This window comes from Terrisporobacter sp., from assembly GCF_017888745.1.
Taxonomy (GTDB): Bacteria; Bacillota; Clostridia; order Peptostreptococcales; family Peptostreptococcaceae; genus Terrisporobacter.
Genome location: NZ_JAGHFM010000039.1, coordinates 1 through 16852, shown reverse-complemented (window position 1 = coordinate 16852; position 16852 = coordinate 1). Strand labels below are relative to the sequence as shown.

Annotated in this window: 14 protein-coding genes and 1 pseudogene; 2 read left to right on the top strand and 13 right to left on the bottom strand. The window is 27.1% G+C overall.

Going from position 1 to position 16852, the window contains the following annotated elements; all coding sequences use genetic code 11:
• From J7G74_RS01725 to J7G74_RS01670, 12 genes and pseudogenes are all read right to left on the bottom strand, one after another.
• On the bottom strand, positions 1-962 hold a 962-nt coding region (locus J7G74_RS01725), incomplete at its 3' end, for a dicarboxylate/amino acid:cation symporter (protein ID WP_297131053.1).
• A gap of 329 nt (positions 963-1291) precedes the next feature.
• Positions 1292-1885, bottom strand: a complete 594-nt coding sequence (locus tag J7G74_RS01720; RefSeq protein WP_297131051.1) for a hypothetical protein — start codon at positions 1883-1885, stop codon at positions 1292-1294.
• A gap of 311 nt (positions 1886-2196) precedes the next feature.
• Positions 2197-2874, bottom strand: coding sequence for a copper homeostasis protein CutC (locus J7G74_RS01715; RefSeq protein ID WP_297131048.1), 678 nt, complete (start codon positions 2872-2874; stop codon positions 2197-2199).
• Positions 2868-3929, bottom strand: coding sequence for a Sapep family Mn(2+)-dependent dipeptidase (locus J7G74_RS01710; RefSeq protein ID WP_297131045.1), 1062 nt, complete (start codon positions 3927-3929; stop codon positions 2868-2870). The genes J7G74_RS01715 and J7G74_RS01710 overlap by 7 nt, the downstream gene beginning before the upstream one ends.
• Positions 3930-3977: 48 nt before the next feature.
• Positions 3978-4931 carry a N(4)-(beta-N-acetylglucosaminyl)-L-asparaginase gene (locus J7G74_RS01705; protein ID WP_297131042.1) on the bottom strand — a complete coding sequence of 318 codons (954 nt, stop codon included), beginning with the start codon at positions 4929-4931 and terminating at the stop codon, positions 3978-3980.
• A 51-nt stretch (positions 4932-4982) separates the two neighbouring features.
• Positions 4983-5501, bottom strand: coding sequence for a GrdB-related putative oxidoreductase (locus tag J7G74_RS01700; RefSeq protein ID WP_297131039.1), 519 nt, complete (start codon positions 5499-5501; stop codon positions 4983-4985).
• A gap of 9 nt (positions 5502-5510) precedes the next feature.
• Positions 5511-6863 carry a PTS cellobiose transporter subunit IIC gene (gene celB / locus J7G74_RS01695; protein WP_330616344.1) on the bottom strand — a complete coding sequence of 451 codons (1353 nt, stop codon included), beginning with the start codon at positions 6861-6863 and terminating at the stop codon, positions 5511-5513.
• A 55-nt stretch (positions 6864-6918) separates the two neighbouring features.
• The gene (locus tag J7G74_RS01690) at positions 6919-7254 is read right to left on the bottom strand and encodes a PTS sugar transporter subunit IIB (RefSeq protein WP_297131036.1); all 336 of its coding nucleotides are present in this window, start codon (positions 7252-7254) and stop codon (positions 6919-6921) included.
• 13 nt (positions 7255-7267) lie between these two features.
• Positions 7268-7570, bottom strand: coding sequence for a PTS lactose/cellobiose transporter subunit IIA (locus tag J7G74_RS01685; RefSeq protein WP_297131034.1), 303 nt, complete (start codon positions 7568-7570; stop codon positions 7268-7270).
• A 23-nt stretch (positions 7571-7593) separates the two neighbouring features.
• Positions 7594-8325 carry a chitin disaccharide deacetylase gene (gene chbG / locus J7G74_RS01680; protein WP_297131031.1) on the bottom strand — a complete coding sequence of 244 codons (732 nt, stop codon included), beginning with the start codon at positions 8323-8325 and terminating at the stop codon, positions 7594-7596.
• 11 nt (positions 8326-8336) lie between these two features.
• A pseudogene (locus J7G74_RS01675) lies at positions 8337-9647 on the bottom strand (6-phospho-beta-glucosidase).
• Between the two features lie 141 nt (positions 9648-9788).
• Positions 9789-11681: a BglG family transcription antiterminator gene (locus J7G74_RS01670; RefSeq protein ID WP_297131028.1), complete on the bottom strand. Its 1893-nt coding sequence runs from the start codon at positions 11679-11681 to the stop codon at positions 9789-9791.
• A 323-nt stretch (positions 11682-12004) separates the two neighbouring features.
• Here J7G74_RS01670 and J7G74_RS01665 point away from each other — a divergent pair, with 323 nt between their 5' ends.
• Together J7G74_RS01665 and J7G74_RS01660 are read left to right on the top strand one after the other, a co-directional pair.
• Positions 12005-13543 (top strand): leucine-rich repeat domain-containing protein, encoded by a 1539-nt coding sequence (locus tag J7G74_RS01665; protein ID WP_297131025.1) that lies wholly within the window; start codon positions 12005-12007, stop codon positions 13541-13543.
• Between the two features lie 224 nt (positions 13544-13767).
• Entirely contained in the window at positions 13768-14640 is an 873-nt protein-coding gene (locus J7G74_RS01660) for a hypothetical protein (RefSeq protein ID WP_297131023.1), read from the top strand.
• A gap of 480 nt (positions 14641-15120) precedes the next feature.
• Here the strand turns inward: J7G74_RS01660 and J7G74_RS01655 are convergent.
• Positions 15121-16852 (bottom strand): endonuclease MutS2 (locus tag J7G74_RS01655; RefSeq protein ID WP_297131020.1); only part of this gene is annotated, 1732 nt, incomplete at its 5' end.

Sequence of the window (16852 nt, the reverse complement as noted above, 5' to 3'; positions counted from 1 at the left end):
GCTATAAATAAAGCTGCAACGCCTTGCATTATAGCAGTACCATCCATGTTTATAGTTGCTCCCATAGGAATTGTAAATGACCTTGTTGTTTTTCCAACTCCTAATTCTTCTAATATCTCCATACTTGCAGGTACAGAAGCATTGCTTGATGAAGTTGAAAAAGTTATAGCTGCAACTCTAGTAAATTTCTTTAAAAATGGTGACATCTTCTCTCTAGTGAATAGCTTAAATAATCCACCATAAACTAAAGTTACATGAAGCAATAACCCTAAAAGAACCACTGCTAAATACTTAACTAAAACTAATATTGCATCTTGACCCACAGTTGAAAATGTTTCTGCAACTAACGCAAATACTCCTAGTGGTGCCGCTAACATTATAATTGATACCATATTCATACATATGTCATTCGCACTTTCAAATATTTTTCTTACTGGTTCTGCTTTTTCTCCTATAATACTCATTGATACTCCTGTAAGTAACGAAAAGAATATAATTTGTAGCATATCTCCATTTGCAAAAGCTTCAATAGGATTCGATGGTATAATTCCAATTATTATATCAACAATTGATTTAGATTCTCCTATTGATACTTCTCCACTTACCATAGAACTCATGTCAAGCCCTACCCCTGGCTTTAACATGCTTCCTAGGAATAATGCTATTATAATTGCTACCGCTGTAGTTAGTAAATAAAACACCATGGTCTTAGAACCAATCCTACCTAATTGTTTAACATCACCCATAGATGATGACCCACATACTAAAGATACAAAAACTAATGGTACAACCATCATTTTTATTGATGTTGTAAATCCTGTCCCTAAAACCTTGAATACTCCCCCTATTATTACTGTATCTTTTACATAACTTGATGGCATTGATTTTAAAAATAATCCGAATATAAATCCTAAAAATAACCCTAATAAAATTTTACTTGTTAGTGTGACTTTTTTCTTCATGATAATCTCCTTCTTGCATAATAATCTCGTCTAATACTATTTAATTATACAACATTTTTCACCATCCTTGTTTATTTTTTTAAGTTTATAGATTTTTAGTAAGTCATTTTCTTAATTTAATTAAGCATGCCCCACTAAAACTTTATTATTTTTAGGTATCATTAATTCAAATACCATTTATTAATGCATATGTATAAAAATTTATTATTTTTTAATTTTGTTCGTATTTTTGTTATATTATTTCTTTAGATAGTAATACTGCATAAAAAAACCTCTAGTCATATTTTCATATGACTGAGGGCATAGTATAAATTCTAAATTTATAATCATCATGATAAAATTTCTATTTTCGTATTACAATATTGTATTAGAGGCATAGAAGTATCTATATCCTTTTGTTTCATTACCCTAGTAATATCATATAATTTTTCACTCTTTTTATATATGGCATAAACAGATTCTAAAAAACCAGGAATACTATCTGTAAACTCCTTCGATGCTCTGCAAACTTGACAATCTTCAGCATTCATCTTACTTCCCACAGGAATTAATACATCAATTTCAATAGGATATAATTTCCCCCCTGTTTTAAATAAGCAATTGTATTCATCTTCTGAAATCTCTTTATTTGATGAAGATTCTATTTTTCCATCTTTATTATTACTTACTTTATGTGAAGTAATTTTACAATTATCATAATTCTCTTTTGTAGTCGTACTTCCTGTAAAATCACTTTCAACAATTTCTACTGACGCTATCTTTAAATTGTAATCTACTATAATAGTTTCATTAGCCGAAAAAGTTATTATTCTTTTTATTTCTTGATTATCTATTCTTTGACCAGTTATTCCATATTCTATTTTCAAGGAGTTAGCATTTTTCAAATCTACTAATAATTGATTTAAAACATTATTATCGTCCATTACTTGGCCTCCATTTACTAATAATATTCTTACATTCTATAATAAAAAACTTTGATCTAATTACCTTACAGACTTAATAAGCATTTTATTATTTTTAAAATATCATTAAATTATATTAAAACTATCATAATTTTATTACTTTTTTAAAATAAAAAATTCACTTCGTTCATGTCGCCAACGACTGCGTCCGTTGCTCAAGTAACAAGGTTGGAAATTATATGTTATATACAAATCAGATAACATATAATTTCCTTACAATTAAAAAAGTTGACTCATAAGAATCAACTTTACACATACATTTCATAATTTTATTATTTATTATTTATTATTTTAACTAATGAAGTTAACTTATTTTCATCTATATCACCAAAAGGACTTTTATCAACCCTTACTGCTGTTCCAAAATGAAAATCTGTAGCATTAGTAATATTTCTAATACTCTCTATATTATCAAAAGTTAAACCTCCACCTAAAAGTATATTTATGTTATTCGAGTTATTTAACATATATTTGATATTATCTGTATTATCGGCTATATTTCCTAATCCACCAGAAGTTAATATATTTGTTATCTTATCATATTTATTAAGAACTTTTATACTTTCTTTTACATTAGTTTCATCTATTGCTTTATGAAATGTAACATCTAAACCTTCAGTAATGTCTAGTAGCTCTTTTAAATTTTCTTCGTCTATATTATTAAATTTATCAAGCATACCAAGTACAATTCCATTTGCACCTAGAGATTTTATTATTTCAATATCTTTTTTCATTACTTCTATATCATAATCACTATATGTAAAACTTTTAGCATGGTTTCTAACCATTACATTTACTGGTATTTTCACACTATTCACTACTTTTTCTATTGTAGCATAACCTGGAGTTAATCCTCCTTCTGTTAATGCACTTACAAGCTCTATTCTGTTTCCTCCACAAAATTCAATAGCTTTTGCGTCTTCAACGCACATTCCTATAATTTCTAACATAAATCCTCCTTCGCTAACTCATAAATAGCATTTGCAAATATTTTAGCATTTAATATAATATCATCTATATCCATATACTCATCTGGATTATGAGCTATACCTTTTTGCCCAGGAAATGATGGTCCAAAAGGCACTATATTAGGCATTACTTTTGCATAAGTCCCACCATTAGTTGTTACAGGTGTTCCATCTAATCCAGTTACTTCTTCATAAGCTTTTTGTAGCCCTCTTACTAATTTACTATCTTTATCAAAATACACTGGATTAAAATTTAATACAGTTTCTATATTGACTTCTCTATCTAAATTATCTCTTAACTCATTTATTACATTTTCTAGTTTATATGTAAAATCATATTTTACCTTCAAATCTAAAAATAATTTATCATTCAGTTTTTTAACTTCTTTAAAAGTAACTAATACGTTATCTGAAAGCTTATCTATAAAATTTAAAAATACATTTTCTTCTATATCACTTTCACTCGTAATTTTAAATCTAGCCATACCTTTTTCCCCATATACAACAGGATATTTACAATCTGGAGTAAATCCCATTAAAGGAGCTTCTTCTTTTTCTAAATAATATGGAATATCTTTAAATCCACTTTCTTCATTTGTTCCAAATATTATTCTAACTTTTGTACCTAACTTAAGTCCAGTCTCTTTTATTGAATATAATCCGTAAAGAGCACTAATTATAGGACCTTTATTATCAAGTACTCCTCTTCCATATATTTTTTCATTTTCTATCTCTCCACCATAAGGATTATGAGTCCATCCTTCTCCCTCTGGTACAACATCTATATGACCAATTACACAAACATACTCTTCTCCTTCTCCATACTCTGCATATCCTATGTAATTATCTAAATTTTTAGTTTTAAATCCTAGTTTTTGTGAAATTTCTAAGGCTTTATTAAGAGCCTTCCCTACATTTCCACCAAAAGGGAAGCCATTTTCAGACTTCCCTTCTACACTAGGTATTTTTACTATATCTACAATATCATTGATTAAATCTTGAGATAATTCATCAATTTTAGCGCTTAAGATATTCATAAAAAATCCCCCTAATTACTTATATATCATTAATAATTAATTTTCAATCTATATTTCTATAGGTGCCTTTATTCTCGCTGCATAAGCATCTAACCATTCTTGTGATGCAACTTCATGAATAGTTTTACCATCTACTCTATTTGATATATAAACAGTAGGCTCTTCATTTTTTGTAGCAACTGAGAATGTAAAATCTGCTATATTAGTTGCAACTCCCCATTCACCTTTATTATTTAATGCTACTAAAGATAAATCTCCTGCTTTACCTCTTCTTCTTATAAGCTCTTTATCTAATTGATTTACTGCTATATCACATGCTTCTTGAGGATGTTTTCCTTCTTTCATAAGTCTTACTATTTCATAAGATATACATCCTTTCATTAGGTCTTCACCAAGACCTGTAGCAGTTGCTCCTCCTACTTCACTATCAACATAAAATCCTGATCCAGAAAGTGCAGAGTCTCCAATTCTACCTCTTTTTTTCATAAATAATCCACTTGTTGATGTAGCCGCACACATTTTACCATTTTCATCTAAAGATATCATACCAACAGTATCATGACCTATATAAGGGCTAAGACCTTTTTCTAATGTTTCTTTTTTTCTTTTTTCATAATGTAGCTTAGCTCTGTCTGTTAGCATATTTTTTCTTTCAAATCCATTTTTATGAGCATATGCTTCTGCTCCTGCTCCAACTAAGAAGTTATTAACTTTTTCATCACTTAATTTTCTTGCTATACTAACTGGATTTGCATAATCTCTTATACCAGCTACTGCTCCTATTGCAAGTGTATCTCCATCCATATAAGCTGCATCTAATTCTACTTCACAGTTTTCATTTGGAAGTCCACCATATCCTACTGATTTATAAAAAGGATAATCTTCAACCATTTTTACTGCTAATTCCACAGCATCTCCTGCATCCATACCTTCATTAAGGCCTTTACAAGCTTCAGTTATTCCCTCTATTGCCATTCTCCATGTTGCTATCATTGCCCACATAATTAATTCCTCCTAAATTATTGAAGCCCTGATTAGTCAGGGCTCCATTTTTTAATAACAAATTTCTTCTTTTAGCGTTTTTATATCTTCTTTATTTGATAGTGCCTTAGCTAATTTGCATATATTTTTTAAACTGTCATTTAAACCTATTCCACCTTTTTTAGGTGTTTTTACTATATGTAAATCATTTTTATATTTTTCAATTAAACTCTCATTTTCTTGAGACATTGCAACAAATGAAGGTATATTTGTTTCTTCATTTATTTTTTTAGATAATATACAACTCATCTCAGAGAAGTTCTCATAGTTAAAGCTTGGCCCACATATTACAACATCTGGACTTAATTTTTTAACCATTGCACACATTTTATTACTTACTTCTTCTGAATTTTTCATAAAAAATTCATCTCCACAATAAAGAGTAGCTACTATTTTTGAATCACCTAAAAATGGTTCCATCATAACACCTGGACCTAATGGTAATGATTTACCTGCAGGTGGTAAATCTGCTTTTTCTTTACCTCCTGCTCCAGCTTGAATCTGATCTAGTATCATTAAAATTTTACTCATAATAGCCTCCTATAATACTAAATCATCAAATGATATGTCGTCATCATCAATTGATTCAGTTTGTTGTTGTTCTTCTTCTCTTAGATATTGATTATCTAACATTTTTATAAATGGTATATACATAAATACACCTATTACAAGTAAAATTACTTGAAGCACTGCACCTTGCCATCCCGTAGTCAAGAACCCTGAGAATATTATAGGTGTTGTCCATGGTAACTGTACTCCATTTGTTAAAGGAACAAGCCCTGCTGACATACAGAAGTAAGTTATTATTATATTTACTGTAGGTACTAAAACAAATGGTATTAATAAAATTGGATTTAACATTATTGGTAAACCAAATATCATCGGTTCATTTATTCCAAATATTCCTGGTAACATAGATAATTTTCCTAAAGATTTTATACGTTTACTTTTACAAATTAATACCATAGCTATAAGAAGTGATAATGTACTTCCTGCACCACCAAATGTAGCAAACATATCTTGGAATTGTCCTGTTATTATATTTGGTATTTCTAAACAAGATTTAAATGCTTCTAAGTTTTCAGCTGATAATATTTTTAATATTGGATTGTATACTGCTCCTACAACACTACTTCCGTTAATTCCAAAGAACCAGAATAGGTGTAAGAATATATATGCTATAGTCATAGCACCTAAACTATTACCTAATGCTAATAATGGCATTTGTAAAAATAAGTATACAAACTCATGTATATTTCCATAAGGAGTAAGTTCTACTAATGAGTTAATTATAAAGTAAGTTACCATAACAACTGCACTTGGTATTAATGCTGCGAAAGATTTTGAAACAGTTGGAGGAACTCCATCTGGCATCTTTATTACCCAACCTTTGTTAGTTATTGCTGCAAATAGTTTTACCGATGTTATAGCTGTTATCATACCAACGAACATACCTTTAGATCCCATCCATCCTAATGGTATACCAGTAACTTCATAAGCAGTTTTTGTACCTTCTGGTGTGAATGGTATTTTAAATGGTGTTAATATGAAGAATGCAACTAGTGCAACTGCTGCTGAAGCAATAGGGTCAGCACCTATTTGTTTTGCATAAGAGTATCCTATACCAAGCACTGCAAGTAAAGTCATAACTTCAAATGTAGCATTTACTGGATGAGTCATTTTAGCTGCCCAATCTGCTCCGAAGAACTGAGCCCAAAACTCATCCCATCCTGGTATTGGGAAGTTAGCAATTAATAAAAATATTGAACCTACTATTAATAATGGCGATGAAACTAAGAAACCATCTCTGATTGCTATAAGTAACTTATTTTGGCCTATTTTTTCTGCCATTGGCATAAGCACTTTTTCTAATTTTGACATAATTTTGTCCATTGTAATTCCCTCCTAAAAAATTTAATACTCCCTAAATATTTATAAATATTTATTTTTAAGCATTTGATGCTTGGCTAGCTTTTATAAGTTTTATAGCTGTCTTAAGAACTTTTTCCCCATTCATAGTTCCATAATCAGACATATCTATAACTTGTACTGGTAATCCTTTTGGTTCGAACTTTGATTTTATCTCGTTATACATGTATTTAACTTGTGGCCCAAGTAATATACAATCTGGATTTCTTTCTTCAACGATTTTATCGATTTCTAAATATGGAAAAGCTTCAACTTCTATTGGTAAGCTATGTTCATCTGCTACCTTTTGCATTTTACTCGCTAATAAACTTGTTGACATACCTGCACTACAAAATAAATAAATTTTTCTTTTCATAATTAACACTCCTTTATTTGTTCATTTCTTTTCTTAAATCAATTATTTCTTTTATAAGATTTCTTTCACTCATACAAGTCATTAAATGATCTTGAGAATGTATTAATAACATTGATACCTCAGGTTTATTACCTGCTGCTTCACCTTGAATTAAATTAGTTTGTATTTTATGAGCATTTAATATTTCTTGATTAGCTTCTTCTAAAAGTTCTTCAGCTTTTGCAAAATCCTTTTCCTTCGCACTAGATAATGCCTCATAAAGCTTTGATTTAGCATTTCCAGCATGTATGATAATTCCTAAAACTACTTCTTCCATTCTTAATCCTCCATAATACTTTTTTATATATTTTTATAGTTAGTTAATTCTATATTATTTTCTTTAATAAAGTTTTTGACTTCCTTGCTAGTTAATATTTCATGTTCCTTTACTCTTTCCATTGCATAAGACGTTGAATTTAATAAGTAACTTTCTAAGAAGGCTGGATGAGACATTATATCACATACTTCATAAGATCTTATTTTTTCAATATTTTTCTCAAAATAATTTATGCTAATATTTTTATTGTAGAAAGTATCTAAACATGGTATTGCTTTTTCATATTTAAAGTCATATTTAAAATTGCCTCTAATTGGAAGTTGATACTTGTCTAATATAACTTTTATAACTTCTTCAAACTGAGGTATTGTATGGACATGATGATGACTATCTAAATGAGTTACTTTAACCCCAGATTTTATAACTTTGTCTATTTGCGAGCAAAATTCTATATATAACTCATCTAAATCTATACACTTTATTATTTCTTCATTTATTCTTCTATGAAATCTTCCATTTTCCTCAACCAATGTTTTTAAGTTATCATTTAGTGGTTTATTGCAACTTAATGTCATATGAACACCACATCCAAGAGTATCAAAATCTTGCAATAACTTAACACCATGATTAAATCCAGGCATATTAGCCATCATAGTTGTAGAAGTTACAATTCCATTCACATGAGATGATATAATTCCATAGTTCACTGATTCACAATATCCAAAATCGTCGGCATTAACAATCAACTTATTCAATTTATCACCTACTATACATAAAACTTTGGAAGATATTCTTTATGAGCTTCCATTAATTCATCTAATATAACTTTAGCTTTGTCATCAGATGGTGTTAATGGATTTATACATAATGCTGTATAAGCTGTTTTATAATCACCTGTAACTGCAGCTTTTGCTGCTAAAAGCTCAAATGATTTAATATTTCTTACTAGTCCACTTATTTCAACTGGTAAATGTCCTATAGATATAGGTCTTGGACCTTCTTTTGTTATTATGCAACTCACTTCTACTACTTCATCATCTTTAAAATCGATTATTGCACCTTTATTTAAAGTGTTTACCACTTGTATATCTTTTTTATTATTATAGATGGAATTTATTAAATTACATGCTGCATCACTATAATAAGCCCCTCCCCTTTGTTCCAGTTGAGGTGGTTTTATATCTAAGCTTTCATCTTTATAAATTTCAAATAATTATTCTTCTAATTTCTTAACTATTTGTCCTCTTATTTTGCCTTCTTTAAAGTCATCAAGTTCACTTTCAAGCATATCCTCTTTTTTATAATAATATCTATGGTATGGACAAGGTATAATACCTAGTGATTTAACAAATTCATCATTAAATCTAATATCTTTTATATTTTTCATACTCATATTATTTTCTAAAAACTTTTCAACTGCTTCTTTTGTTATGTCATTTCCATCAAGCCTTACTTTAAGTCCATATACCATATGATTAAGACCTGCAAAATCCATATCGATTCTTTCAGAATCAACATCTAATGCTTTTGCCACTTCTTTCTTCATTCCTATTGGTACATTGCAAAGACCTATGTATTTTTCGAAGTCTGTATATCTAAAAACAGCTTCACTTACAATTCCAGCAGGATTTGTAAAGTTTATAAGCCAAGCATTTGGACAAAGTTCTTTAATATCTTTAACTATATCTAATATCACAGGTATTGTTCTTAATGCCTTAAAAAGACCTCCTGCTCCATTAGTTTCTTGACCTATAACACCATGAGATAATGGTATTTTTTCATCTTTTATTCTTGCATCTAGTTGTCCCACTCTAAGCTGAGTTGTTACGAAGTCTGCATCTTTAAGGGCTTCTCTTCTGTTCAAAGTTGTATATATTTTTATATCAACTCCAGCTTTTTTAACCATTCTTCTAGCAAGATTTCCAACTATCTCTAGTTTTTCTTGTCCTTCTTCGATATCAACAAGCCATAATTCTCTTACTGGTAACTCGTCATATCTTTTTATAAATCCTTCTACTAGTTCTGGTGTATAACTTGATCCACCACCAATAGTTACAATTTTAACTCCTCCTACCATTTAAATCCCCATCCTTTTATTAAGTCAAATTTGTTAAAATTAATTTACTACAATATCATTATATTTTATAAAAATAATATAAAAAGCATAACATTTTCCCTTTTTCGGAAAACATTATGCTTTATTTTATCTTTATTATTTTTATATTAAAATATTTTTTATGTCTTTTATTTTACAGTTCATTATTTCCTTTACCATCTTTTCATCTTCAATAAGCCTTGATACTTCTTGGAATAACTCTTGAAACTCTTCTCTATTATCATTTTTATATGCTAGTATAATTATTATTTTTGTATGATGGCCATTTTTTAATTTTATAGGATTTTTTAGTCTAGCAAAGCAAAGTACTGATTGTTTTACATATTTAATATCCCCATGGGGCAATAATATTCCATTTCCTATATATGTAGGACAAGCATGTTCCCTTTCAATTATAGAATTTACATATTCTTTATCCACATAATGTTTTTTGACCAATCTTTCTGCTAAATATTTTATACACTCATATACATCTTCATAATCTATTTCTTGTATAAAATAATCAGAAATCATAAGTTTATTCATAATACTATAAGAAGTATCTTTAACCTTTATACTTGAAATAAATTCTTTCAATTTTATTTCATCTTCTTTTGTAAATAAAGGAGTTGTTATGAATTTAGGAATATGGATATTTTCATAGTCTCTTAATGTTATCATAAAATCTATATTTTTATTAAATTTATTTCTTTTTAAATCTTCTTCCCTTATGGTTTCAATTATTTTTATATCATCAAATTTTTTTTCTAATTTAACTTTTAATAATGTACTCACACCAAAACTTAAAGGGCAAACTATTGATACTCTCTTAAAATCTTCTCTGCTTCTCTTTTTTCTCTCTAGTGATACCTGAAAATGAAGTGTTAAATATGCTATTATATCTTCACTTACATATACATCATTATTATTTCTAATAGCATCAGATATAACATTAAATAAAAAATAATATCTGCCTTTTATATCTTCTAATAATGGATTTTTTAGGCTGACATTATTTTTTATTTGTTTACTAGTAGTGTTAATATGATACAGCAAGTGCTCGTATAATAAAACATCTTCCTCAAAATTTATTCCGGATTCTTCAGATACTAATTTAATGATTTCTTTAGTCTGCTTTTCTATATCCTTATCTATTATTAAGTTTTGATTATTAGTTAATTCTTTGTTCATACTTTGAATTAAAGAAACAAAAAATATTTTTTCATTTTTATTTATATTTATAGCTAAATTTGATTTTAATTCTTCTTCTATATCATCTAATATTTCTGTTAAGTTTCCATAGTCATAATCTTCATTTAAATTTAAAGATTTACCTTGTCTAATTCTTATAATACTTATAATAAAAAATAATGTTAACTGTTTGAAAGATATATCTGTAAATCTCATATTTAATCTTTCTTCTATCATATTCATTATATTTCTACATACAATTACATCAACCGTATGGAAAATTTCTACTTCCTCCATATTTAGCCTAAAATTATCTATGTATTTATAAAAATAATCAACTAACATTATCCTTATATTTTTTTCAGCACCTAAAATAGAAATACCTGTATTTTTCTTAATACTTAATTCCAATTCATATTCATTTAAACTATTAATTAAAGCATTTATTTCTTCTCTTACTATATTCTTGTTTATATATAACTTTTTAGAAATATCCGATACTGTTATCTTAGTACTTTTATTAATTAACAATAAGTTTAATATTTCTATATGCCTATACAAACTACTATTTAACTTTTTAACTTCTCTTCTTAATTTTTGACTTACCATATTTCTTTCATTATCATAATCTATTAATTTTAGGCCCAAGTTAGAAATTCTATCTATTCTGACATTAGAAAATGTACTTAACCAATTGTTTATATCATTACAATAATTTCTTATACTTCTTTCAGAGCAACTTAATTTTTCAGTCACATATTTTATATTAATATAATCACTCTCTTTGATTAACATCCCTAATAATTCTTCTTGTCTTTTATTCATACTTCCCCCAATTAGTAAATACTTCGTTGAATTATTTTGCTTAAAATACAATAGTAATTAAATTAAGAACTACTTAACTAGTTTAATTGCATCAATGTATTAAATATCATTAATTTTACATTAAATATCAAAAATGTATAAATATTAAAAAATAATAAATATATATTATTATTTTTTAATAAACAATTTTTACTATAATCACTTTTGTAAAAATCAATTTCGTTGCTGGCTAAAAATAATAACTTATACTAAAAATATAAATTTATTATTAACAATTTTATCTATTAAGTCATAGTATATACTTAACAAAGGAGGTGTATAAAATGGCCAACCTTGTACCTGACATAAATCTAAAAAGAATCATAAATGAATACTTTTCCAGACCAGAAAAAACTCCCATCACTAAGTCAGATTTAGAAAGTATAAATAGCTATATATATACAGATGACTCCTCCATCGGATACTATATAAGCTCATTAGAAGGATTACAATATGCCAAAAATATGACAGAATTATTAATTGAAAATAACTTAATTATAGATATAAATATCATAAATAAACTTGATAAACTAAATACCCTATTCCTAAATAATAATAATATAAAAAGTATACCTGATTTATCTAAAATGACTAATCTTAACTCCTTACTTCTAAGTTGCAATAAAATACAAGATGTATCTCCTCTTGCTACAAGCAAAAATCTTAGAGTTATAAAACTAAATGAAAATATGATAAGCGATTTATCTCCCTTATCAAACATAAAAGGTCTTGTTGATTTAAAAGCTAAGGATCAAAATATACAAATAAATGATGTATTAGATTTGACTGATTATTATATCTTAGATATAAGCTTTTTAAAAGATATAAATGGAAAAACACCATTTAACATAGATCCTTCTGACTTTGGCATATATATTGAAAAAAATAAAAAAATAATTTGGGAAACTGCTATAGTTGCTTATAAAAATCCAAGCTTCACCTTTTCTTCTGAAGATGGCTTTTTTTCAGGAAAAGTAACTATAAATATAATTGGACTAAATCAAATTGCTTCTATCCAAGATGATCATCTAAAAAATAAAATAAAAAATATATTAAATATAAACCATGACTTTATTACTAAAAAAGATTTATTAAAACTCAGAACTTTGAATCTTAGTAAAATGGAAATCTCTTCTCTAAAAGGACTAGAACATGCAGAGAATTTGTATTCATTGATAATTGATGAAACTAACATAACAGATTTTCTATATATACCATCTTCTGTAACTTATTTTTCTGCTAAAAATTTAAAAAAAGAATTACGTGTACCAGATGAAAAGTTAAAATCTATAATAAATATTACATTAAATAAAAATAATAAGTCTGTGATTACACCTGAAAATATAAAAGAATTAACTATATTAGATGAAATTGGTGTTTATATAAAAAATCTAGAAGGATTGCAATATGCCGATAATTTAAAAATACTAAGTTTGGTCCGAAACAAAATATATAATATAAATTCTATATCTAATTTAAAAAAACTAATTTACTTAGACCTTAGCGAAAATAATTTGTGTGATTTATCACCCTTATCTTCAATATACGAAGATATAAAATTTTTACATGCAAATAAGCAAAAAATTTATATAGAGAAAAATATTACTAATGACAGAAACTTCATTGAATTATCTTTAGATTTTCTGAAAGATATAAATGGAAATATAATAGAAAATATTTTTCCATCCCATAATGGTAAATATGTAGAAGATAATAACTCTATTACATGGTTTTTAGATTCTATTCCTTCTGAATTTAACTTTACTTTTAGTGGCATAAATAATATTTTCTCTGGAACTGTTTATGTTCATGTTTTTGAGTAATAAATATTCTTAAACATTAATGATTCTTCTAGTTACTTTAATTATTAAATGCTTTCTTCTTATACTTTTTATTCATATTGTTCTAATTTTTATAATCATTAGAGTAATTAACAAATAATTAAATATTAATTATATCCTCAAGATAACGCTATAAAATCATAAATGTAACTATTCTTAATTTATTATCATAGTAATGAGTAATAAGAATATTTAGGGGGAACGCTATGAAAAAAAATAAATTAAAATTAAAAAAAATTAATAAATCAAAAGCTCGAATTACATCAGATAATACTTTAAATCAGAATGAAATCTATGATGTATTAGAAAATAATATAAGTATGACATATACTAATTCTATTTTAGATGAAAATAACATACCAATTGAGGATATTGGTACTATCCTTCCACAAGATAACATAAATGAACAAAATACAGATTTAATCAATCAAGATAACACTAACGTCCAAAACCCTAGTAATATAAATCAATTAAATAATATATTCTCACAGAATGACAATATTCAAAATACTAATACTTCACAAAATAATATCTCAAATGAAAATGAAGATTATGAAGTAGATAAATATTATTTATCTGAACAAGGTCCTAGTCCTAATATCCAGCAAAACTACACTACTCAGCAATATCCTGGTATTGTTATTCCACCATACTTTCCTCCTCAACAAGGACCCGGACCTGTTATCCCACCAGGACAAAAAATGCCTAATATAAAAATTAAATCTGTATATACAAATACATTCATAATACCTGGAAATGAGGATATATTATACGCAGTTGGTACTGACTATAATAAAGGAGAAGCATTTAGAATAATACCTGTAACTAGTACCCATGTCATATTAAGAGTAGTTGGTGAAGGATTTATTAGGATTAACAATCAAGGTTCATTGATAGCCGATGTAAATAAAGATAAAGCTTCTAGATTCATTATATTTAGACATGGTTACATGACGTTTACACTGCTTGCGCCAAACGGAAAGTTTGTAGAAATTAGACCTAGAGATAATATGTTGGTAGCAAGCTGTTCTTACTCTAACTGTAGATGTTTATTTAGATTTCCACAATTAAATCATTAAACAGTTTGTATAATATAAATTATCGGTATCAAATATGTTTTATAAAAATAAAAAATCCGCTTTGCTTAAGCCACTGCGTGGGCGCTCCACTTCATATAGCCAACGACTACGTCCGTTGCTCAAGTAACAAAGTTGGAAATTATATGTTATCTACAAAGCAGATAACATATAATTTCCTTACAATTAAGAAAAAGCTATACCCTGGCTAAATGGGCATAGCTTTTCTTATAGAATATTAAAGTGTTTTTAAGTGAATAGAATGTTTTACATTATTTATATTACATATTTACCCAGTGATTTGACTTAAAAACACTTTATTTAATATTTTTAAATATTTACAATTTACTTAATTCTTTAATTATAAAAATACCATCACTCAATTTAAATCAACTAAGACTAAAAATCATATAAAGTATAATTTCCATACAATCAAAAAAGAGTAAATTCTAAATGAATTTACTCTTTATAAAAAACAATATATTATCTACTATTTCTAATTTCTCTCTGTATTTTCTTTAAAGCTTTTTTAGAGCCTCTTTCAATATCTCTATCTAACTTTCTTTTTTCATAACTAACAAATAAACTATTTAAATCATACCCTTCTGGATATAAATCTTTAGCCTTAAATTTTAAGTTCATTCTTCTAACATTAACCTTTATAAACTCATCTTTATACAAAACTTCTATGTTATTGAATTTATCCATAGGTTTATAAACTATAGCAAAATCTTCATAATCTAATAATTCTACTTTATCTCCCACTTCAAAGTTAGGCATGTCTTTTAACACTTCTTTTTTATCTTCAATAGTTACAGATGAAATTTTATTTTCTTTTACTAAAGTAAAATCATAATTTTTATCATTCATGTAAGCTTTAGCTTTTTGTAATACCTTATCTTTTATTCCCATCTTTTTAGAAATAAATAATGCATTGCTATCTTCTGATTTTCCTATCATAAGTTTATAAAGTGGCTCTAAAGTTTCTTTATCGAACATCATACCTGCATTTTCAAAATGAGGATGTTCATTTGCAAATCTTTTAATTTCTTCATAGTGAGTAGATGCAATAACTGTGCATCCCATTTGATAAAACTCTTCTAATATAGCAATAGCAAGACTTGCACCTTCATTAGGATCTGTTCCAGAGCCTATTTCATCAAACAACACTAACGTATTTTTATTAGATTCTCTCATAATATTTGCTATATTTTTAATATGAGAAGAAAAAGTACTTAATGCATTTTCAATACTTTGATTATCACCAATATCAACAAATATTTTATCAAATATACTTATATGACTATCCTCATTAGCAGGAATATCAAATCCACATTGAACCATAAGAGTTAATAATCCTACAGTTTTTAAAGTAATAGTCTTTCCTCCAGCATTAGGACCAGTTATAATTAAACTTCTATAATCATTCCCTACTTCAAAATCTAAAGGTACCACATTTCCTTTTAAAAGTGGATGTTTCCCTTTAATAATTTTAATATATCCCTGATTATTTATTTTTGGAGTGATAGATTTAGTAGATTGACTAAATTTTGCTTTAGCAAATATCATATCATACTGTGATACTACTTCCATATTAAGTTTAACATTTTGAATCTTGTCATAAATCATTTCTGTTAAATAAGATAATATTTTATATTCTTCCACTGCTTCTTCACTTTTTAAAGTGATTAATTCTACAGAGTATCTAGATACAGAACTTGGCTCTAAAAATACAGTAGAACCCTTTGAAGAAGTATCAAGAATTGCTCCATCTACTTCATTTTTGTAAGATGCTTTAATAGGTATAACAAATCTATCATCTCTTTTACTTATAATAAATTCTTGAATATATTTCTTATTTGTAGAAGAAGTTAAAAATTTATTTAATTTTTCTTTTATCCTATCTTCTGTAATATCAATACTTCTTCTAATCTTCTTTAGCTCTTTACTAGCTTCAGTAGAAACTTTATTATTTTTTATGCAAAATTTTATTTCTTCTTCAATATCTTCACATTCTGTAATATTAAGAGAGTAAGAACTTAAAGTAGGTGAATAAAATTCTTTATCAATCATAAATGATTTTATCTTTCTACATCCTCTTAAAAAATCTTCCACAGAAACTAACTCATTAGGATCTAGTATCATACCTTTTTCAACTTTATCTATAACTGGATCTATATTAAATAAACCTTCAAGGGGTATATGGTTACTATTT